Annotated in this window: 19 protein-coding genes and 1 other annotated feature; of the genes, 7 read left to right on the forward strand and 12 right to left on the reverse strand. The window is 50.1% G+C overall.

Going from position 1 to position 20,495, the window contains the following annotated elements:
* Positions 1 to 75: 75 nt before the first annotated feature.
* Positions 76 to 199 (reverse strand) — a sequence feature (Phe leader region).
* Positions 200 to 316: 117 nt separating this feature from the next.
* The 10 genes from rplT to ACETPC_RS09220 form a co-directional block, all read right to left on the reverse strand.
* On the reverse strand, positions 317 to 673 hold the full coding sequence (gene rplT, locus ACETPC_RS09175) for a 50S ribosomal protein L20 (RefSeq protein ID WP_016169860.1): 357 nt from the start codon (positions 671 to 673) through the stop codon (positions 317 to 319).
* 41 nt (positions 674 to 714) lie between these two features.
* Positions 715 to 912, reverse strand: coding sequence for a 50S ribosomal protein L35 (gene rpmI / locus ACETPC_RS09180; RefSeq protein ID WP_010275699.1), 198 nt, complete (start codon positions 910 to 912; stop codon positions 715 to 717).
* A gap of 81 nt (positions 913 to 993) precedes the next feature.
* Positions 994 to 1,545, reverse strand: a complete 552-nt coding sequence (gene infC / locus ACETPC_RS09185; protein WP_336141363.1) for a translation initiation factor IF-3 — start codon at positions 1,543 to 1,545, stop codon at positions 994 to 996.
* 3 nt (positions 1,546 to 1,548) lie between these two features.
* Entirely contained in the window at positions 1,549 to 3,477 is a 1,929-nt protein-coding gene (thrS, locus tag ACETPC_RS09190) for a threonine--tRNA ligase (protein ID WP_380180610.1), read from the reverse strand.
* Between the two features lie 237 nt (positions 3,478 to 3,714).
* Positions 3,715 to 5,001 carry a TolC family protein gene (locus ACETPC_RS09195; RefSeq protein WP_380180612.1) on the reverse strand — a complete coding sequence of 429 codons (1,287 nt, stop codon included), beginning with the start codon at positions 4,999 to 5,001 and terminating at the stop codon, positions 3,715 to 3,717.
* 101 nt (positions 5,002 to 5,102) lie between these two features.
* The gene (locus ACETPC_RS09200) at positions 5,103 to 6,128 is read right to left on the reverse strand and encodes a hypothetical protein (RefSeq protein ID WP_380180614.1); all 1,026 of its coding nucleotides are present in this window, start codon (positions 6,126 to 6,128) and stop codon (positions 5,103 to 5,105) included.
* On the reverse strand, positions 6,106 to 8,262 hold the full coding sequence (locus ACETPC_RS09205) for a peptidase domain-containing ABC transporter (protein WP_380180616.1): 2,157 nt from the start codon (positions 8,260 to 8,262) through the stop codon (positions 6,106 to 6,108). The genes ACETPC_RS09200 and ACETPC_RS09205 overlap by 23 nt, the downstream gene beginning before the upstream one ends.
* On the reverse strand, positions 8,205 to 9,422 hold the full coding sequence (locus ACETPC_RS09210; RefSeq protein ID WP_380180618.1) for an HlyD family secretion protein: 1,218 nt from the start codon (positions 9,420 to 9,422) through the stop codon (positions 8,205 to 8,207). Before ACETPC_RS09210 ends, ACETPC_RS09205 begins: the two co-directional genes overlap by 58 nt.
* 451 nt (positions 9,423 to 9,873) lie before the next feature.
* Positions 9,874 to 10,194 (reverse strand): hypothetical protein, encoded by a 321-nt coding sequence (locus tag ACETPC_RS09215; protein ID WP_380180620.1) that lies wholly within the window; start codon positions 10,192 to 10,194, stop codon positions 9,874 to 9,876.
* A 120-nt stretch (positions 10,195 to 10,314) separates the two neighbouring features.
* Positions 10,315 to 11,070 (reverse strand): YdiY family protein, encoded by a 756-nt coding sequence (locus ACETPC_RS09220; protein WP_380180622.1) that lies wholly within the window; start codon positions 11,068 to 11,070, stop codon positions 10,315 to 10,317.
* A gap of 395 nt (positions 11,071 to 11,465) precedes the next feature.
* On the opposite strand from ACETPC_RS09220, the gene ghoS reads away from it, so the two are divergent.
* On the forward strand, positions 11,466 to 11,759 hold the full coding sequence (gene ghoS, locus ACETPC_RS09225) for a type V toxin-antitoxin system endoribonuclease antitoxin GhoS (RefSeq protein ID WP_380180624.1): 294 nt from the start codon (positions 11,466 to 11,468) through the stop codon (positions 11,757 to 11,759).
* Positions 11,760 to 11,867: 108 nt separating this feature from the next.
* Complete coding sequence (locus ACETPC_RS09230; protein ID WP_380180626.1) at positions 11,868 to 12,761, forward strand: fructosamine kinase family protein; 894 nt, start codon at positions 11,868 to 11,870, stop codon at positions 12,759 to 12,761.
* 5 nt (positions 12,762 to 12,766) lie between these two features.
* On the opposite strand, the gene ACETPC_RS09235 is transcribed toward ACETPC_RS09230, so the two are convergent.
* The gene (locus ACETPC_RS09235) at positions 12,767 to 13,306 is read right to left on the reverse strand and encodes a YniB family protein (RefSeq protein WP_380180628.1); all 540 of its coding nucleotides are present in this window, start codon (positions 13,304 to 13,306) and stop codon (positions 12,767 to 12,769) included.
* A gap of 164 nt (positions 13,307 to 13,470) precedes the next feature.
* Between ACETPC_RS09235 and hxpB the strand changes: the two genes are divergently transcribed.
* The gene (hxpB, locus tag ACETPC_RS09240; protein WP_380180630.1) at positions 13,471 to 14,142 is read left to right on the forward strand and encodes a hexitol phosphatase HxpB; all 672 of its coding nucleotides are present in this window, start codon (positions 13,471 to 13,473) and stop codon (positions 14,140 to 14,142) included.
* A gap of 207 nt (positions 14,143 to 14,349) precedes the next feature.
* Here the strand turns inward: hxpB and ACETPC_RS09245 are convergent, their stop codons facing one another.
* Entirely contained in the window at positions 14,350 to 15,546 is a 1,197-nt protein-coding gene (locus ACETPC_RS09245; protein ID WP_380181057.1) for an L-talarate/galactarate dehydratase, read from the reverse strand.
* Between the two features lie 225 nt (positions 15,547 to 15,771).
* Between ACETPC_RS09245 and ACETPC_RS09250 the strand changes: the two genes are divergently transcribed.
* From ACETPC_RS09250 to ACETPC_RS09265, 4 genes are all read left to right on the forward strand, one after another.
* Positions 15,772 to 16,797 carry a LacI family DNA-binding transcriptional regulator gene (locus tag ACETPC_RS09250; RefSeq protein ID WP_380180632.1) on the forward strand — a complete coding sequence of 342 codons (1,026 nt, stop codon included), beginning with the start codon at positions 15,772 to 15,774 and terminating at the stop codon, positions 16,795 to 16,797.
* Positions 16,798 to 16,896: 99 nt separating this feature from the next.
* A complete protein-coding gene (locus ACETPC_RS09255; RefSeq protein WP_380180634.1) occupies positions 16,897 to 17,487 on the forward strand; it encodes a metal-dependent hydrolase in 591 nt (196 codons plus the stop codon).
* A 160-nt stretch (positions 17,488 to 17,647) separates the two neighbouring features.
* The gene (locus tag ACETPC_RS09260; RefSeq protein ID WP_380180636.1) at positions 17,648 to 19,045 is read left to right on the forward strand and encodes an L-cystine transporter; all 1,398 of its coding nucleotides are present in this window, start codon (positions 17,648 to 17,650) and stop codon (positions 19,043 to 19,045) included.
* Positions 19,046 to 19,422: 377 nt separating this feature from the next.
* On the forward strand, positions 19,423 to 20,495 hold a 1,073-nt coding region (locus ACETPC_RS09265; RefSeq protein WP_380180638.1), incomplete at its 3' end, for a catalase.

Raw genomic sequence — 20,495 nt, forward strand, 5'->3', positions numbered from 1 at the left:
CCTCTTCTTCCAGCCGCCGTGGCCGGTCTGTTTTTTTATGGGGACGACGAGACGTCCTGGATCTGCCGCGCAGAAAATAAAAAAGCCTCCACGAGGGAGGCTTTCGGCGCGATTTTTCGTTTCTTTTCTTAGCGCAAGCCTCCCGATGTTCAGGTGCTAAAGTAAAAAAAGAAACGGAAATTCGCGGTCATGATGCGTTGCCTTGTTGCCGGATGATAAAGCGTGGCCCTATTGAAAAACGCACGGACAAAAATGTCAATCTTTTGCTGCGGTTACATAAAATAAAAGAGGGAGCAAGCTCCCTCTTTCATCTGACTTACGCCAGAGCTGATTTCGCTTTTTCGACCAGGGCAGTAAATGCCACTTTGTCGAATACGGCGATGTCAGCCAGGATCTTACGGTCGATTTCGATCGAAGCCTTTTTCAGGCCATTGATGAAACGGCTGTAAGAAATACCGTTAGTGCGTGCCGCTGCGTTGATACGCGCGATCCACAGCTGACGGAACTGACGCTTACGCTGACGACGGTCACGGTAAGCATACTGACCAGCTTTGATAACAGCCTGGAAAGCAACGCGGTAAACACGTGAACGTGCACCGTAGTAGCCTTTAGCTTGTTTTAAGATTTTTTTGTGACGTGCGCGAGCAACTACACCACGTTTTACACGAGCCATTTAGCTCTCCTGTTTAATATTCTGATTTAAAAAAAATAGACTTATGCGTACGGCAGGCAGGCAATAACCAGACCCAGATCGCCTTTGGACACCAGGCCTTTCGGACGCAGGTGACGCTTACGCTTGGTAGATTTTTTGGTCAGAATATGACGCAGGTTCGCGTGTTTACGCTTGAAGCCGCCAGAGGCGGTCTTCTTGAAGCGCTTGGCCGCGCCACGTACAGTTTTAATCTTTGGCATTTAAAACATCCACTTCGCATTGTTAATAAAATAAAACAGGCAGGCGAACGGCAGTTCAGTGAACCGCCGTCACTTTATGGCCTACTGTTTCTTCTTAGGAGCGAGCACCATGATCATCTGACGACCTTCGATCTTCGAAGGGAAGGATTCGACAATCGCCAGATCCATGTCTTCACACAGATCTTTACGGACGCGGTTAAGCATTTCCATACCGATCTGCTGGTGCGCCATCTCACGACCGCGGAAACGCAGCGTGATTTTGGCTTTATCACCCTCTTCCAGAAAGCGAACCAGGTTGCGTAGTTTTACCTGGTAGTCGCCATCATCGGTACCAGGACGGAACTTAATTTCCTTAACCTGGATAATTTTTTGCTTTTTCTTCTGTTCTTTAGAAGATTTGCTTTTCTCATAGAGGAACTTGCCGTAATCCATGATACGGCAAACGGGCGGCTCGGCGTTAGGGCTGATTTCAACTAAATCAACGCCTGCTTCCTCTGCTTTTTCTAAAGCCTCGTTCAGACTGACAATACCAATCTGCTCGCCATCGACGCCAGTCAGTCGAACTTCTGTGGCGCGGATTTCTCTGTTAATGCGATTAGGACGCGCCGGTTGAACTCGTTTTCCGCCTTTAATACCTTATTCCTCCAGTTGATGAAGATTGCGACTGCGGATTTCATCCTGCAGTTTCGCTATCACTTCGTTTACGTCCATGCTGCCCAGGTCTTTACCGCGGCGGGTGCGAACGGCAACCTTGCCTGCTTCCACCTCTTTATCACCACAGACCAACATATACGGGACACGACGTAAAGTGTGCTCGCGGATTTTAAAGCCAATCTTCTCGTTTCTCAAGTCCGCTTTTACACGAATGCCCGCATTCTGAAGTTTTTGGGTCAATTCTGCAACATATTCGGACTGACCATCGGTGATATTCATCACCACCACTTGTACAGGAGCCAGCCAGGTCGGGAAGAAACCGGCATACTCTTCGGTCAAAATACCGATAAAGCGCTCCACAGAACCCAGGATAGCACGGTGGATCATCACCGGCACCTGACGCTCATTATTTTCACCCACGTAGGAGGCGCTCAGGCGGCCCGGCAGCGAGAAGTCCAGCTGAACGGTGCCGCACTGCCATGCGCGATCCAGACAGTCGTGCAGGGTGAATTCAATCTTAGGACCATAGAAAGCGCCCTCGCCCGGCAGATACTCAAACGGGATATCGTTCTCTTTCAGCGCCGCCGCCAGATCCGCCTCGGCGCGATCCCACATTTCGTCGCTGCCGATACGCTTCGCCGGACGAGTAGACAGTTTCACCACGATCTTTTCAAAACCGAAGGTGCTGTACATGTCGTATACCATACGGATGCAGCTGTTAACTTCATCCCGCACCTGCTCTTCCGTACAGAAGATATGGGCGTCGTCCTGGGTAAAGCCGCGCACGCGCATCAGGCCATGTAGCGCGCCGGATGGCTCGTTGCGGTGGCAACTACCGAATTCCGCCATGCGCAGCGGCAGGTCGCGGTATGATTTTAGACCCTGATTGAAAATCTGCACGTGGCCCGGGCAGTTCATCGGCTTGATGCAGTATTCACGGTTCTCGGAAGAAGTGGTGAACATCGCCTCTTTGTAGTTTTCCCAGTGGCCGGTTTTTTCCCACAGCACGCGGTCCATCATCAATGGGCCTTTCACTTCCTGATAGTCGTACTCAGTAAGCTTGCTGCGGACGAAAACTTCCAGCTCGCGGAAAATCGTCCAGCCGTCGTTGTGCCAGAACACCATGCCCGGCGCCTCTTCCTGCATATGATACAGGTCGAGCTGCTTGCCGATTTTACGGTGGTCGCGCTTCGCCGCTTCTTCCAGACGCTGTAAATAGGCAGCCAGCTGCTTTTTATCCGCCCAGGCGGTGCCGTAGATACGCTGCAGCATTTTGTTGTTGCTGTCGCCGCGCCAGTAGGCGCCGGAAATTTTCTGCAGCTTAAAGTGATGGCAGAAGCGCATGTTCGGCACATGCGGGCCACGACACATATCCACGTACTCTTCATGATGATAGAGGCCGGGACGGTCATCGTGGCTGATGTTCTCATCAAGAATGGTCATTTTATAGGTTTCGCCACGCGCGGCGAACGCATCGCGCGCTTCCTGCCAGCTGACCTTTTTCTTGACGACGTCATAATTCGTTTCGGCCAGCTGGTGCATACGCTTTTCCAGCAGCTCGATATCTTCCTGAGTCAGGGTACGGTCGATATCAACATCGTAATAGAAACCGTTGTCGATAACCGGGCCGATTGCCATTTTGGTATCTGGCCACAGCTGTTTGATCGCGTGTCCCAGCAGGTGAGCACAGGAGTGGCGAATAATTTCCAGTCCGGCTTCATCTTTGGCGGTGATGATAGCGACGTTAGCGTCTTCTGCGATCGGGTCGACCGCATCTACCAGCTCGCCGTTTACGCGGCCTGCTATACAGGCTTTAGCCAGACCCGGACCGATGTCCTGGGCAATCTCCATCACGCTAACGGCGTGGTCGAAAGTACGCTGACTTCCATCAGGAAGTGTAATTACGGGCATGATACATCCTTACCTGCAGTGGTAACCCATACGCAAGGCTACATACAAAATTGAGTTTGTTTTATATATCAGGCTGTTGTCTCTTAAAATCAACTCACGCTTGTCGATTTGGAACAGCGCCTGCTACACAGGTTCAAAGGCCTGCCGTACGCAAAAACCTTTGAAGGTGTAGTATCTTACACCTCATAGCAGACAAATGCACGGCGCGATCCGGATTCAGAAAGGCGTCTCGCAAAACTACCCGCCGACAGCTTTCAGCAACACGACAGTGTTTGCCATAGTCTGCTGACGGTGGCTTTCAAGCTCCAGCACGGCCGCGTTCAGCATATCTATTGCTTCATAATAGCTGTAAAGATCCGCGTAGCCCGCGGCGTAACGGTGGGAAATTTTAGCAAAATTTTGTTGATGCTTAGCGACTTCATTTCTGGCAGCGGCAAGAAGCCGCTGATAGCTGTTAAGATTGTTAGTGGCTTCCTGAATATCCAGTAAAGCCTGAGCCACGGTCTTGCGATACTCGACTACTGCCATTGCCTGCTGCGATTTAGCATAGTCGAGGTTGGCATAATTTTTGGGCCAGTTAAATACAGGCAGGATCAACGACGGCGTCAGCGTCCAGTTTTCCCTGAGATTGTCCAGCACATTATTAAAAGTGTTCGAAGTATGATAAGCGTTAGCAAAAAGATTGAAAACCGGCAGGAAAGCGGCGCGAGCTATACCGATGGCGCCGTTAGCCGATTTTATTTTCATTTCCGACGCCATTACATCCGGTCGATTAAAAATAACCTCGGAAGTAATACGCTGCGGTATCTCAGGTACGTTAAATTCGCCGGAAAGCTGCTGCCAGCGACTGGTATTCAGCCAGGGAGAACGGTAGCCTGAAAGATATTCGAGTTTATGAATACGATTGACAATTTCTTTTTGCAGATTTTGACGGCTGTTCTCATCGCTGGCCCTGCCGCGAATAAACTTAGACATGATAACGGCATCTAACCTTTCTGTCTGGTCCAGCGCCTGTAGGCCGTCGGCTATATTGTCCAGCAAAGCAATTTTATCGTTCAGCAAATGCCAGATTTTGATCATATAAAGCGTTTCGTACCAGTTATTGGCAAGGTCGGCCATTAGCGTCAGCCGCAGCGCCGCAGCGGCGCTTTCATAGCTCTGCCGATCGTGTTTCAAAGAGGCGACTTCGTTTAGCTTTTTCCCCCAGATATCCACTTCATAAGAATCTACGCCAAGGCTGCTTTGATAGCTTTCCGATTTCTGTCTGATCGTTTGCCCACTATAGAGCGAAGCGCCGGATGCCATAGATATATTTTTCGCTACAGATAGCTTTGCACCAGGAATAAAATCAAACAGCGAGCTTTGCATCTGGGCATGGGCAGTTTGGATACGCAGTGCTCCCTGCTGAAGATCGTAATTATTCACCAACGCATGTTCAAGTACCTCCAGTAATGGAGCATCTTTAGCAAACAATTCTTCAAAGCTGTATCTACGATAAACATCACCAGCTTTGAGCTCACCCACGCGATCTGCCGTTGTTTCAGGCTTACTATATTCAGGAGCAAGAGAGCAGCCGTTCAGCAGCAGGAGCGTCAGACAAACAGCAATTTTCTTTATCATAACCATTATCGATGAGAGTATTTATGATTTAAACGGGCGAAAAGCGAAGCCTGCTGGCTGTTTTTGGCTTGCAAGATATATAAGGGATAATGGTAATAGGCATCCAGCGAGGCGACAAAATGCCATTGCCATGGAGTTTTACAAAGATAAGATTCCAGGAAACCCAGCATTACTTCACCGGGATCTTTTAGCTCTGTAAGCTGGATATCAGGGGAAATAGTCACCATATATTTACTTTCTTCAGTCAGATAACAACATGAAACAAAGTTCACCGTCAAATTAAGACGTTTCGCCATATTTGTTATGCCGATAGTCATTTGCCCTTTTCTGTTAAAAAAAGTAACAGGTTCACTAGCGCCATTAAAAACGCCTGCTGAATAGCAAAACAAATCATAGAAAACGGCAACTACAGTGTTCGGATCCTTTAAATAGCGACTTAGCTTTAGCAGCATTCCTTTTTCATGGATATTGATAAACTTCACATTTACGCCCGGAATGGTAATTCTATTGTACATCTTGAGCTGTTCATCGGCAATCTTCTGATAAACAGGCACGATAAAATTATAACCGCTTCCTTCATATTGCCTTGCTGCGCTAAGAATGAGTACCCAGTAATCGCCGGTATGGGTGCATAGTAAAAGCTTACCAGGCTGTTGCTCTCCCTTATACTGAACGAGGCAGTTACGATTAAGGAAAGTGAGCACAGAGGCCCATGCCTGTTTATAGAAGCCAAAACGAATGTAACTTGACATCAGTCTATTCAACACCATCAATCTGGCGAATTTTCTGTTATTAACCTTAAATATTTTACTGCTCAGATACTGTGCACTATCTGTAACACACTGCTTATTCAGATAACCGGAGAATAAAGCGCTAAATATTTTGAAGATAGTATAGGCAGTTTTGACAGAGCAGCGGTCAAAAGTCATAGCGACAGTTTGTCTGATCACTATTTCCGTAAATACTGCATTGACCTTCGCCGTCATCATTTTCAGCGGTGATAGCATTTTAGCCTTGATGCAGTGGTACAAGAGCAACCTCCTTTGCTATCGCATCTATCAGATACCTGTCGTGAGACACAATAATGCAGCTCACCGGCAAAGACGTAATCAAACCGATAATCACCTCACGCGCTTTGTCATCCAGATGCGAGGTCGGCTCATCAAGCAGGATCAGTTCCGGCCTGCGGTACAGTGCTCTGGCTATCATCAGGCGCTGCTGCTGCCCGGAAGAGAGCCTGGCGCCGTTAACGCCCAGTCTCGTATTCAGTCCTGCTGAAAGGCTGCGGATAACCGGGGCAAGGCGGGTTTTCTCAATACACTCTTCCAGTAGCTGCATATCAAAGTGTTCACATTCATAGATGATATTATCCATGATGCTGCCGCTAATTATTTTGTCCTGTGGCGTAACGATAGAAATTTGTTCCTGGTACTGATAAAGCCCAAATTTCGGCAACGCAATCCCGTTTACCAACACCTCTCCTTTCACTGGAGAAAGCAGACCGGCAATAATATTAAGCAAGGTTGTTTTACCGCAGCCGGAAGGCCCGGTTATAACTAGTTTCTCTCCTTTATTAAGAGTAAGGTTAATATCTTTAATAAAGGCTTCATCGAGATTTGAATAGCCAAAAGAGAGATCTTTGATGGCTATATTTTCCACTGGCTCTCTTTTATATTTTGTACTGCTACGAAACGCTTCATCTGGCTGTTTTTCTTTTGACGTAATATCTTTCAGCCGCCTGACCTCAACTGAACATATTTTCAGATTAATATGGTTTTCTACTAAAGACTGGACGTTGCTCATTAAGCAGTTTTTATAGAATATAAAAGAAATGAGATGACCGGCGGTGTTTTGTCCCTTCAAAACACTATACGCTCCCATTCCCATAATAACTAATGTCTGCAAATGCGATATCGTAGTAACCAAAAGCTGAATAATCGAGTTTATTTTCTCTATTGAAGAACGATTATCTTCCAGATCGGCATGTTGATAAAACCAGTTATTAATTTTTCTGTACTCGGTATGGCTTATTTTAATCATATTGATATTGTCGATCGCTTCCAGCAAAATATTATCCCTTTTAATCTCTGCATCCAGCGCCGAGTATTGCCGCGACATCAATATCGGCAGCAGCATTAGCCTTACCAAAATCATCAGACCGGTAATTGTCAAGGTCAACAGTGCCAAATCAAAACTGATCATAAACATCAGCACGATAAACATAACGGCGAAAAACGCATCTATCACAATATCTACCCAACCCTGAGTATAAATAATGTGAAAGACGTCAACTGACTTTATCTTCCTTAACAGGTCGGAAGGCATCCTTTTATTGAAAAACCGAAGATCCATCCGGAACAGCTTGTTGACTATGTTGATGCCTTCCAGCTGAGAGATGGCCCTGCGCAATCGTTGTGAAAGGATAATTTTCAAATAGCTGCCAATGGATTGCACAAGATAGACAAAGCCAAAGATGTACAGCAGTAACCAGAGTAAATCTTCATCATTCTTTGGCAAAACTTCGTCGAATACCAGCGACATAAATTTTGGTATTGCCACGTTGGTTAATTGAATGACGACGGCCATCGCGGCAAAAGGCAGCATATAGCTTTTGTATTTCAGCAGGCCGCGACCAAACATCTTCAGGCTAAAGAAGTCCAGCGGTTTTGCTTTTTCTTTTTCTTCACTATCGCCTGGCGTAAATCCTTCCGAGGGAAGGATCTCCAGCGCAACGCCGGAAAAAAGACCTTTTACTTGTTCCCAGGTGAAATGTCGGCTGCCGACAGCAGGATCCATCACTTCAATCGTTTTTTTGCCCGTTTTTTTCAACACCACAAAATGGCAATTATCCCATAACAACAGCGCCGGCTTTTCCAGCTCGTTTAGCGCATCTGCGGATACCTGAACACCAGTGGCGATCATTTGATTCTCAGCGCATATTTTCATCAGGTGCCAGAAAGAGAGGCCATCCAGAGTGACATCATATTTGCTGCGCAAGGATTCCAGGCTAACCGTTTTACCATAAACACCGGCAATATAGCTTATACAGGCCAATCCGCATTCGGCCATTTCATCCTGAATCACATCTTTAATTTTAAACTGTTTTTTCATTCTATAAAGTCCGGATTGCGCTTCAACGCCTTTTTCATTGGTAAAAATAGCCATTCAAATAAGTTTTGTTTTGGCTGACGTAAAGAGGTTGTCACCGGCATACCGTCATTTAACCAGGCTAGCGGAATTTTACTGAATTTATCTTCCTCAGTAATTTTCAGTTTTACTCTGAATAGTGACTCTTTTTCATCCATGCTGACCAGCGTCGGTGTACTGGCTATATTGGTGACCCGCGCGCTTACCATACCGTAGCTTTCATAGGGGAAAGTATCGACGCGCAGAAAGACCTTTTCATTTTTGTCTATTAGTCCGATTTGATTGCCTGAAAGGTAAAGAATGACTACGGGCTTACTGCTTTCACCTTTTTTTATAATCATGGAAGGAACTTTGCCATCAACAAAGTCGCCTTCCAGGATACCAACGTCGTGAACTTTCCCCGCAACTGGTGAAGTAACTATATACTCCTGCTCCATTTGTATTTTATTCAATTCGTTAACGATATCGCGCAATCTGGCTTCAAGATTGTTTTTGTTTTGTAAAAGCTCACGCTCCATTCTAAGGTAGTTTATCTCTTGCTCCGCCTGGCTTTGTAAAAGAGTTTCACGCTCTATTTTTGCTTTAGCCAGAGCCAAGTTATTGTCAATAATAATTTGCTTCAGGTTTTCCACTTCTGATTTATTAATTGATTTAGTTTTTAACAGGGAAACGAGTTCCGCCATTTGTTTTTTATAGAGCTTTGTTTTCTGTTCATAATCCGCTTCAACCTGTGAAATTTTTTCAAGCTTATTGTTAAGCTGCAAAAAGTACTTCTCTTTTTGCCTGACTAAATTATCCCACTCCCGCTGATACAGATCCTGTTCAGTTTTAATATCGCGCTGTGCTTCAGTAAGCCTGAGAATTGTTTCCTGCAACATGCTTTTACCGTTGAGCTGGTCCTTCACATCCTGCCATGGCAGAGCAACACGAAAAAGCGGTGCTCCTTGATCAACGATCTCTCCCTCTTTAACATAAAGTTCTGTCACGTTGCCGACCTTGCTGGCGGCAATCCGATAATAAGATTCATCCCGGACAAGTCCACGAACTATTTCTTGTTTACCGTACCTCCCTTGGATAAGAATTATAATAAAAAGGGAAAAAAAAAGCACCAGCACAAAAGAATACAGCTGAACTCCTGGCGGCGACTTTTTAAGGCAACTATTAAATTCACTATTCATGAATAATTTCTTTCAGGATATAGGTTGAGGAATTATCAAGCTGAACCATCTTCACATTAATATGACGTCTTTTTGACAGTTTGCGAACGCCCAACAGATTTTTACAGGGTATCATAGCATTAGCAAATATATAAATTACGCGTCTGTCAGGAAAAAAGGCTGCTGATATAGCGTTTACGGCGAGAAAGAATAAATAAGAACCGCCAGCGCGAGTTAACAACAACGAGCCAGCATATACTGGCCCGCCGGATTTACATTGCGTTGAAAACTATACGATGATTTAAGTAGCCGTTTTATCCGGTATAGAATTTTGCAAATTTTCTTTCCAGATCATGCTAACACTGGCTGGTAAAGAATAATATTTAACAGACAAGTAAATGCTGTACCGCTGTCAAATATAAAAGTTACCGGTATAGTTTTAACACTCAAACACCGTTAGTTTTTAACCTGATCACGAAACGTTAGCGCCAATAGCTGCCCCTGCTGCTGTTGCACCTATACTGACCGCTGTGCCAAATCCCGCGCTTGCCACACCAGCAGGGATTGCAAGTAAACTTCCCACAAATCCACCGATAAACCCGCCGACTATACCACCTTCTACGCTTCCACCGCGGATTGTCTGGCACTGTTCAAGGGTCAATTCTTGTTTACTCATTTCATCTCTCCTTTTTTCGATAACAAAATAAAGCGGATTAATAAAACCAATTTCCGCCCGTTTCGTCAAAAAAAAACGCTTAACTGCCAGATTTAATCTTAACTGCAAAATGGGCACGTCAGGTTCAGCTAATTAAGTTTGGTTTCTTTATATTGAATGATTGTTTGCGGGAGAGGAAATAAAATGTCGGGAACGGAAGAGGCAAACAGTGGGCCAGCACGCGCTGGCCCACCGGGTTTACATAGCGTAAGAAAGCTGAATAGTGGTTTTGGTATCGGTCTTATCCGGCGCAGAAGATGGCGGATTCTGGTTCCAGGTAACGTTATAGGCCATTTTCAGGGAGAAATGGGAGTTAATAGCCACCTGCAAGCCAGTCTCGGAGTTGATGGTGGTGTCGTCGCTACCCAGTACGGAAACGCCCTGGATAAATTTAGTGGTGTCGGTAAGCTGCCACTGGTAGCTGGCCGCGCCGTAAGCCAGCGCCTGAGTTTCATGGCCGCCGTCGTGGTAGTCGTCATAACGCACGCCAGGACCGGCTTCCAGACGCAGTGAGTGCACCGGCCCGTTCAGGATTTGGCGACCATAACCGGCAGCCAGAATAGAACGGCCATCGTAGCCGTTAAAGCGATCGCTTAACCAGCTGGCCTGGCCAAACAGATAATCAGACGGGTTCAGGTTGTAGCGCGTACGTCCACCTACCTGATAAGTTTCTGAAGAACGCTCATCATTAGAAGAAGTGTTGCTGGCGTTGCCCCACAGGCTGTAGGCCATCTGTGACTGATACCAGGTCATATTGGTGCTGGCCGTCAGCGAAGAGCTGGTGGTATTGCCGGTTTGAGCCAGGTAACCCGCCGCCGCGTTGCCCTCAAAATTCTTTTTAGCTGTGGAAGGATCATCCATGACGGTAAAGACGTTGTTGTCCGCCAGTGCCTGATGACAAAATACTCCGCCGGAGAGTAAAACAACTGCCGACAACTTGTTAAGCGCTTTCATTAAATATGATCCATACGACTGTTGAAAAAGGGTGAGTCTGAAGAGTTTTACGGGACGTTCAATCTCTTTTATAGAAAGATTGGTAACATTTTGTTAAATGCCGTCAGATGCTTATATTTTAAGGAAATAATCTGTCTAATGGGATTAATCCCATTAACGAAAGAGTAATCACGCGCTTGTCAGCAACCTGGCTGCCCGCTTTCCCCGCTAAATATTGCTACCTGTACAATAATCTGAAATCAGCTTTCTTATTTGGCCAGAAAATCTCTCCTCAGAAGCGTCGATGCGATAGTTCCCTGTGATAATTCCCGGCAGCTTTAAAACCGCTTCCAGCCCGTGCAGCGTCGAGGATGAACTATGCTAAGAAAAACGATGAGTAAACAAAGGAGTAGATCATGGCCTCGACAGATATTGCACAATATGTGGTGACTTTTCGCTTCAAAGATGAAGGACTTACAGACGTGCTGGAGCTGAACAGCGCGCTGACTAATGGCGGCTTCACGACTTCGTTGCATGACAAAGAAGGTCACCCCCATGAGCTTGGCACTAACAGTTTTGGCATCGTTAGCGGCTTAAGCGAAGAAGAAATTCGCGAGCAGGCCATTAGCCTCGGCGAAATAGTGCTGGGCGAGAAACCTGAGGTAGAAGTACAGCGCTGGGAGACATTTTTGAGCGGCATTAAAAGCTAAGGTTTTGTAAAAAGTGCGCCATCTGCAGCGTAAATGCTGGTTTTGTATATTATTTAAGCGTTAGTATCAGCATGTCCCGCAACTTACAGCGAAAAAGAGGAAACCGCCATGTGGTCAGCCATTAGTCGTCTGTTGAGTGAGCAGTCAGGTGAGGCTGAAATCAGCCAGCGCATTGAGTTACCGGGCGGCGACGTCCATCCTGCCTGGCGTATTCGCTATGGCGAACGCGATATCTTTGTGAAATGCAACGGCCGCGAGATGCTGGATCTCTTCACCTGGGAAGCTGACCAGCTGGCGCTGCTTGCCCGTACTAATACCGTGAGGGTGCCCGAAGTTTATGGCGTCGGCTACGATCGCGAGGTCAGCTTTTTGCTGCTGGAATATCTTCCCCTCTCTCCACTCCACCCGCAAAGCGCCCACCAGCTTGGTCAGCAGCTGGCGCGCCTGCATCAGTGGAGTGAACAGCCGCAGTTTGGGCTGGATTTCGACAACAATATCAAAACGTCGCCGCAGCCTAATAGCTGGCTGAAGCGCTGGTCGGTGTTTTTCGCCGAACAGCGGATCGGCTGGCAGCTTCAACTGGCAGCGGAAAAAGGTATTCAGTATGGCGATATCGATCTTATCGTCAGCTGCACCCGGGAAATCCTGGACACTCATCATCCAGCGCCTTCGCTGCTGCATGGCGATCTCTGGCCCGCTAACTGCGCGACCACTATCGAAGGTCCCTGCGTTTTCGATCCGGCCTGCTACTGGGGCGACAGAGAGTGCGATTTAGCGATGCTGCCGTGGTTTCCGGAGCTGCCGCAACAAATTTTGGAAGGGTATGAATCGATTTGGCCACTGCCGCGCGATTATCAGCAGCGCCAGCCGGTCTATCAGCTCTACTATCTGCTCAACAGAGCAAATGTCTTTGGCGGCGAATGGCTGCAGGAAGCCCAGCGGGCGGTCGGCGCCCTGCTGGACCAGGCGGAAGCGGGCAGACAGCTGGCCCGCCCGGCTTAGCGGGGTCAGTGAATAAAACCTGCCAGCTTAAGGATAAAGTAGCCCGCAACGGCTATGACAACAGGCAGTATATAAAGCGGAAAGAACTGCAGGAAAATGGTATGGCGCGGCACCACGATTTTTTCTTCCAGCTGCTGGCGGCTGCGCCCTTCCTCTCCTTTGGCCCTTTCCAGAATCATCTGGTCCTCGATGCCTTCACGCAGATGCTGCGCCTGACGCCACATTCTGGCACCGGAAGCCTGTAAAGCCAGCCCGACGAAAATCAGGATATAGATTAGCCAGAATAGCCAGTTGCCTCCCTGGTTAAAATCCGGCACGGGCGAATTATGCCAGAAACCATTCAGGAAACCGGTATTGAAGCGGATCATATCGATCATCACATGGGAAAAATCCTGCATCACCGCATTGATGCCTTCCTGCTTCTCACGGCTTGCCTCGAAAAAGCGCATCAGCGAAATCAGCGTGGAAATCAGCGCCGGAATAAAAATAATCCAGCCGGCGATGCGCTTCAGTATCGCGACTCTTCCAGCCTGTTGATAAGTCATGCTTTCTCCTGTCCTTATGCTGTGAGGGCTGTAAGTTTACCCCCGACAGGCAAAATCTGCCTGAAAAAAATGGCGCCAGTGCGATGAAAGGCGATTAAACGTGCGCAATGCTCTGCGCCTTAACTTCATGTTAAGGTGTCAGAAACTGCTATCGGAGCCGTATTATGTCTTATTCGCGTCCTGTACTTGCCGCAATTTTTGATATGGATGGGTTACTAATTGATTCCGAACCTCTATGGGAACAGGCGGAGCTGGATGTTTTCGCCACGCTGGATGTCGATCTTTCACGGCGAAGCGAGCTGCCGGATACGGTGGGTTTGCGTATCGATCAGGTAGTGCGTATGTGGTATGAAACGCTGCCCTGGCTCGGTCCAACGCAGGAAGAGGTAACGCAGCGCATTATCACACGAGCGCTAAATCTGATTGAAGAAACCAAACCTCTGCTGCCGGGCGTGGAGCTGGCCTTGAAACTTTGCCAGGCAGAAGGACTGAAAATCGGTCTGGCCTCTGCTTCGCCGCTGTTTATGCAGGAACAGGTTCTGGCGATGTTCGGCCTGCGTCACTATTTTGAAGTGCTGGCTTCGGCAGAAGCGCTGCCCTATAGCAAGCCGCATCCACAGGTTTATCTTGATGCTGCCGCCCGTCTCGGGGTCGACCCGCTGAATTGCGTGACCCTGGAGGATTCCGTTAACGGCATGATCGCGACGAAAGCCGCGCGGATGCGCTCCATTGTAGTGCCCGCAGCGATATATGCCGATGACGCGCGCTGGTCGCTGGCGGATGTGCAACTCACATCGCTTACCGAGCTGAGCAGTCGGCATCTTCTCGGCAGCTAAAAACGATAAGGGCTTTGCGCCCTTGAGGTCGATGATAAAGTATGGCGGTGTCGGCTCAAGAGGGCCTGTGTCTTCCGCAAAGACGCAAAAAGCATCGTCCATGATAGCTCAGTACGGGCCGTCCATGGCCCGTAGTGCGCCACAGGCCCTCCATCGCTTTAAGTTCGTCAGCAGCCTGAAGAGCCTTTGCGCCCTTATCAGTATAATTTAGTCCGGTTGCCCAAACTGGCACTGCAACACCGTCCAGCTTCTGGCCTGGTCGCTGAGGGTAAAGCCCAGGCCGGGTCGATCGGAAAGCCACATTCTGCCGTCGCGCAGCAGCAGCTGTTCGTTGAACAGCGGGTTTAGCCATTCAAAGTGTTCCAGCCAGGGCTCGATGGGATAAGCGGCTGACAGATGGAGATGGATTTCCATAGCGAAATGTGGCGCCAGCTTTTTATGATGCCGCGCCGCCAAATCCATAATCTTAAGAAATGGCGTGATGCCGCCTACACGCGGCGCGTCTGGCTGTACAAAATCGCTGGCATTCGCCAGAATCAGCTGTTCATGCTCACGGAAGCTGGTCAGCATCTCGCCCGTGGCTACTGGCGTATCCAGCGCGGCGGCCAGCGCGGCATGCCCTTCCACATCCCAGGCATCCAGTGGCTCTTCAATCCACACCAGGTTAAAGGCTTCCATTTTGCGGCCCATGCGGATCGCGGTTTCACGATCCCACTGCTGATTGGCATCCACCATTAAGGGGAAATCGTCGCCCAGCGCTTTACGCACCGCGCTAAGGCGGCGCAGATCTTCTGCCGTATCGGGCTGACCAACCTTAATTTTAATGCCGCCGATACCGCTTTCCTGAGAAATGGCGACATTTTTTAATACCTGCTCCAGCGGCGTATGCAGAAAACCGCCGGAAGTGTTATAGCACTGCACAGAGTCGCGATGCGCGCCCAGCAGCTTTGCCAGCGGCAAACCAGCCCGCTTCGCTTTCAAATCCCACAGGGCGATATCAAACGGCGAAATGGCCTGTACCGCCAGCCCGCTGCGGCCAACGGAAGCGCCAGCCCAGAGCAGCTTGCTGTAGATTTTGTCGATATCGCTGGGATCTTCGCCCAGCAGGTTATCGGCAATTTCTTTGGCATGCGCGTAAATACCCTGCCCGCCCGCGCGCTTGGAATAGCTGAAACCTACGCCTTCAAACCCGTCGCGGGTCTGGATCTCAGCGAAAATAATGGCGACTTCCGTTAAGGGTTTTTGCCGTCCGGTCAGCACTTTGGCATCACTGACCGGCGTGGCGAGCGGCAGAAAAGCCAGGGAAAGCTTAACGGCGCTGATGCGATCGCCGCTGTCGGCAGCTGTTTTGGCCTGGCTGGCCTGGGCGTAGGTTACGGCTTCGGAATTGGCGCTGGCTGTCATCATACTCCTCCGGTAACTGGTGAAATGATTGCGCTATCATTAATGCGCCAACCTGAGATGCCTGACCATAACCAGCGCAAAAAACCGCCGCTTGCGTCACAAAATTAATCCGGTTTCAACTCTGGCAGGAGAAATAAAGCTCTATATCCCTTATTGATGATTGGGCTATCATGCGCCATCAACTCTATTTCTCTTTGGCAGCACCAGTAAAAGGACTGGAAAATCATGTCAGGAAATTCGCCTAAAACGCCGCCCTCATCGACAGTGCCTCGCGCACCTACCTTACAGGACGTTGCACGCCACGCTGGCCTTTCGCCGATGACGGTCAGCCGGGCGCTAAACAGGCCACAGCTGGTACGCGCGGCTACGCTCGCAAAAGTAATGGCTGCCGTTCAGGCAACCGGCTATATCCCTAATCTGCTGGCTGGCGGCTTAGCTTCGAACCGCAGCAGGCTAATCGCCGTGGTTGTGCCGCAAATCAATAACAATATGTTTACCGATACTATTCAGGCAATAAGCGACGAACTTGCCGCGCGCGGCTATCATATGCTGCTCTGCGTGGCGGGATATGAGCCTGAAGAAGAAGAAGCGATCGTCTCCGCTTTGCTTTCCAGAAAACCAGACGGCATAGTACTGACCGGCATCCATCATACTAAGGCATTAAAAAAGCGGCTGCTTAACGCGGCGCTGCCCGTGGTGGAAATCTGGGATCTAACCCCGACGCCGCTGGATATGCTGATCGGCTTCTCGCATGAGAAGGCGGGCTATGCCGCTGGCGAATATATTGCGGCTAAAGGCTATAGCCGGGTCGGTTTGCTCTGGACGGACGACAATCGGGCGCAGCTGCGCAGGCAAGGCGCGCTGGCAGCCTTAGAAAAGAGCGGCTTGAAATGTTGCTGCCAGACAACGGTGCCGCTTCCGGCAACGATGGCCGCCGGCCGAAAAGGCATGGCGGATTTGCTGACCTCCCAGCCGGATGCGATTATTTGCAGCTCTGATACGCTGGCTCAGGGCGCGATGCTGCAAGCGCAAAGCTGTGGCCTGAAAGTGCCGGATGATATCGCCGTAATAGGATTCGGCGACCTGGACTTTGCCAGCAGCATGCTGCCGCCGTTAACTACTATAGCTATCGACCGCTGGGAAACCGGTAAGCTGGCAGCGATAATGCTTACCGATAAAATTGCGGGCGGCGAACCGGCTAACACCGTAGTCGATCTGGGCTTCTCGCTGATCCTCAGGCACTCCACGTAAACAAAATATTACTCTTTCGTTACAGCGTCACGTATTCCTTCTACTGTATATATCCCCTATACTGGATGCATTGACAGTTCCAGTTTCCGGATGTTTCCCATGACGGCCGAAGGCCACGTTATTTTTGCCATAGCCAGCGCGATTTTTGCCAAGCGAGCCGAGCTCACGCCCGTTCTCGGTGACGGAGACTGGTGGCACGTTATTCCCGCCACGCTGCTGACCTGTCTGCTGCCGGATATCGATCACCCGCGTTCCACGCTTGGCCAGCGCTTTCGTTGGCTATCGCAGCCTATCGCACGCGCCTTTGGACATCGCGGCTTTACCCACAGCTTGCTGGCCGTTATCGGCGGCGTCGTTTTGCTGCGATTAAAGCTGCCGCAGGAGTGGGTTCTGCCCGCCGACGTTTTTCAGGGTATGGTGATGGGCTACCTTAGCCATATTGTCGCCGATATGCTGACGCCCGCTGGCGTGCCGCTGCTTTGGCCCTGCCGCTGGCGTTTTCGCCTGCCGCTGCTGAGCAGCCGCAACGGCAATCAGCTGGAGCGCATGCTTTGCCTTACGCTGGTCGCTGCAGCGATGTGGTTTCCGGCCGGTTCGCCCTCTTTTAGTGCAGCAGGCTGGCCGACACAGATGCTGGATCAGGTGCAAAGCAGCATCAGCCGCTTTATAAATCACCAGATAGCGCAATAAATCTGCGAATTCACTGGAAAAATTATAACCTATTACTTTTGATTATATAGTCCCTTCTCCGCGAGCTGCTACCATCGCCCCCAGCGCGTAATTTCGTTGCGTAACAAAATAGCTCACTAACGAGGCTGCTGTCTGGCCTCGTCATTACCGGAGATCTGGGATGAACCTTCCATTAATTGCAAACCTGGCGGTTTTCGTGCTGCTGCTGGCCCTGCTGGCTAAGAGCGGTAACGCCAGCTGGAGCCTGGCGAAAAAAGTGCTGCTGGGGCTGGTTGTTGGCGTGCTGTTCGGCTTCGCGCTGCATGCTATCTATGGCGCAGACAGCGCTGTGCTAAAAGAATCCATTAGCTGGTTTAACCTGGTCGGCAACGGCTACGTTCAGCTATTGCAGATGATTGTTATGCCACTGGTATTCGCCTCTATTCTCAGCGCCGTAGCCCGGTTGCATAACGCCTCATCGCTGGGGAAAATCAGCGTACTTACTATCGGCGTACTGCTGTTCACCACGGCAATCTCCGCGCTGGTCGGCGTTTTTGTCACCTGGCTGTTCGATCTCAACGCCAGCGGCCTTGTGCAGGGCGCGCAGGAAACCGCCCGTTTGTCCGCATTGCAGACAAACTATATCGGTAAGGTGGCCGATCTTTCCGCGCCGCAGCTGCTGCTCTCTTTTGTGCCAAAAAATCCTTTTGCCGACCTTACCGGGGCCAATCCAACCTCCATTATCAGCGTAGTGATTTTTGCCGCTTTCCTGGGCGTAGCCGCGCTGCATTTACTGCGCGATGACAAGCTGAAAGGCGAGCGGGTGCTGGCGGCGATAGATGTCCTGCAGGCATGGGTAATGAAGCTGGTGCGCCTGATTATGAAGCTGACGCCTTACGGCGTAATGGCGCTGATGACTAAAGTCGTAGCCAGCTCCAACCTGGCGGATATCGTCAAGCTGGGCAGCTTTGTTATCGCTTCTTATCTGGGGCTGGCGATTATGTTCGCTGTGCACGCGCTGCTGCTTTCCGTTAACGGCGTCAATCCGAAACGCTTCTTCCGTAAGGTCTGGCCGGTAATTACTTTTGCCTTTACCAGCCGTTCCAGTGCGGCCACCATTCCGCTCAGTGTGGAAGCGCAGACTCGTCGCCTGGGTATTCCGGAATCTATCGCCAGCTTCTCGGCCTCTTTCGGTGCCACTATCGGCCAGAACGGCTGCGCGGGGCTTTACCCAACTATGCTGGCAGTGATGGTAGCGCCAACGGTAGGCATTAATCCGTTCGATCCGGTTTGGATCGCCACGCTGGTTGGCATCGTTACCCTGAGCTCCGCTGGCGTTGCGGGCGTGGGCGGCGGCGCAACTTTTGCTGCGCTGATCGTGCTGCCGACGCTGGGCCTGCCGGTCACGCTGGTAGCGCTGCTGATCTCCATCGAACCGCTGATCGATATGGGCCGCACCGCGCTGAACGTCAATGGTTCAATGACTGCTGGCATGCTGACCAGCCAGTGGCTGAAGCAAACCGATAAGGCGCGCCTGAATGCCGATGCGGACAACGAAGCCGAACTGGCGCACGGCTAGTCCGCTTCCAACTTGCCTCAGGGCCGCTTTGCGGCCCTCAGACTGCTGACAAACCTGAACTGTTCATCAGGACTGCCTCTTTTTACAGCAACGCTGCAGCTTGATAGCGGCAGAGGCTGAGCGGATAAGCGGACCGTTTGGCGCATGGACGCGCCAACCGAGCCATCAGGGACGATTTCACGGCGTGTCCATGTCCCGATCTGCCTCTGCTGCTCTGTCACCGTTTTAAACGCGACAATAAGTTTGTCATCAACCTCAGGGCCGCTTTGCGGCCCTTTTTTACCTGATTTATGACTTAACCCTGCGGTTTCCAGGCGTACCTCACTCACTGTTCTATAGTTACTGGATAGCAACACTCATCACAGGAGCAAGTGAGCATGTCGAAAGAAACCGATAACAAGGAAATCACCCATAACGCCCCTTTAACCGGGCCCGATTCGGCGAAGCCGGGAATGGATTCGCTGGCGCCCGCAGATGGCTCGCATAAGCCTCTGTCAGAACCCACACCGCCGGGTAAACAACCCACCGCGCCGGGAAGCCTGAAGTCACCTGAAACGCATAACGCCAAGCTTGATTCGCTGGAAACCTTCCGTAAAGGCGGCGAAAACTTTCCGCTGACTACCAATCAGGGTACACGCATCGCCGACGACCAGAACTCGCTGCGTGCGGGTACACGCGGCCCGACGCTGCTGGAAGATTTTATCCTGCGTGAAAAAATTACGCATTTTGACCATGAACGCATCCCTGAGCGTATCGTGCATGCGCGTGGTTCGGCCGCACACGGCTATTTCCAGCCCTATCGCGATATGAGCGACATTACCAAAGCAGACTTCCTGCGTAATCCCGAAAAGCAGACGCCGGTTTTTGTTCGTTTCTCTACTGTGCAGGGCGGCGCGGGCTCGGCGGACACGGTGCGTGATATTCGCGGCTGGGCCACCAAGTTCTATACCGACGAAGGGGTTTTTGACCTGGTTGGCAACAATACGCCAGTATTCTTTATTCAGGATGCGCATAAATTCCCTGATTTCGTGCACGCGGTAAAACCTGAACCGCATAACGAAATCCCTCAGGGTCAAAGCGCGCACGATACCTTCTGGGATTACGTTTCCCTACAGCCGGAAACGCTGCATAACGTTATCTGGGCGATGTCCGATCGCGGCATTCCGCGCAGCTATCGCACTATGGAAGGCTTTGGTATCCATACTTTCCGCTTTATCAATGCCGAAGGCAAAGCAACCTTCGTACGCTTCCACTGGAAACCCGTTGCGGGCAAAGCTTCGCTGCTCTGGGATGAGTCGCAAAAACTGACCGGCCGCGATCCTGATTTCCATCGCCGCGACCTGTGGGAAGCTATCGAAGCGGGTGATTACCCGGAATATGAGCTGGGCGTACAGCTAATCCCGGAAGAAGATGAATTTAAATTCGATTTTGACCTGCTGGATGCCACCAA

It is taken from the genome of Pantoea sp. sgz302252, from assembly GCF_042610525.1.
Classification (GTDB): Bacteria; Pseudomonadota; Gammaproteobacteria; order Enterobacterales; family Enterobacteriaceae; genus Erwinia.

Excerpts from the sequence above, each read along its gene's own strand:
- thrS (WP_380180610.1), bottom strand. The coding sequence starts at position 3,477 with ATGCCCGTAATTACACTTCCTGATGGAAGTCAGCGTACTTTCGACCAC.
- ACETPC_RS09255 (WP_380180634.1), top strand. The coding sequence starts at position 16,897 with ATGACGGCCGAAGGCCACGTTATTTTTGCCATAGCCAGCGCGATTTTT.
- ACETPC_RS09250 (WP_380180632.1), top strand. The coding sequence starts at position 15,772 with ATGTCAGGAAATTCGCCTAAAACGCCGCCCTCATCGACAGTGCCTCGC.
- ACETPC_RS09235 (WP_380180628.1), bottom strand. The coding sequence starts at position 13,306 with ATGACTTATCAACAGGCTGGAAGAGTCGCGATACTGAAGCGCATCGCC.
- rpmI (WP_010275699.1), bottom strand. The coding sequence starts at position 912 with ATGCCAAAGATTAAAACTGTACGTGGCGCGGCCAAGCGCTTCAAGAAG.
- ghoS (WP_380180624.1), top strand. The coding sequence starts at position 11,466 with ATGGCCTCGACAGATATTGCACAATATGTGGTGACTTTTCGCTTCAAA.
- rplT (WP_016169860.1), bottom strand. The coding sequence starts at position 673 with ATGGCTCGTGTAAAACGTGGTGTAGTTGCTCGCGCACGTCACAAAAAA.
- ACETPC_RS09205 (WP_380180616.1), bottom strand. The coding sequence starts at position 8,262 with ATGGCTATTTTTACCAATGAAAAAGGCGTTGAAGCGCAATCCGGACTT.
- ACETPC_RS09230 (WP_380180626.1), top strand. The coding sequence starts at position 11,868 with ATGTGGTCAGCCATTAGTCGTCTGTTGAGTGAGCAGTCAGGTGAGGCT.
- ACETPC_RS09220 (WP_380180622.1), bottom strand. The coding sequence starts at position 11,070 with ATGAAAGCGCTTAACAAGTTGTCGGCAGTTGTTTTACTCTCCGGCGGA.
- ACETPC_RS09210 (WP_380180618.1), bottom strand. The coding sequence starts at position 9,422 with ATGAATAGTGAATTTAATAGTTGCCTTAAAAAGTCGCCGCCAGGAGTT.
- ACETPC_RS09245 (WP_380181057.1), bottom strand. The coding sequence starts at position 15,546 with ATGACAGCCAGCGCCAATTCCGAAGCCGTAACCTACGCCCAGGCCAGC.
- ACETPC_RS09260 (WP_380180636.1), top strand. The coding sequence starts at position 17,648 with ATGAACCTTCCATTAATTGCAAACCTGGCGGTTTTCGTGCTGCTGCTG.
- hxpB (WP_380180630.1), top strand. The coding sequence starts at position 13,471 with ATGTCTTATTCGCGTCCTGTACTTGCCGCAATTTTTGATATGGATGGG.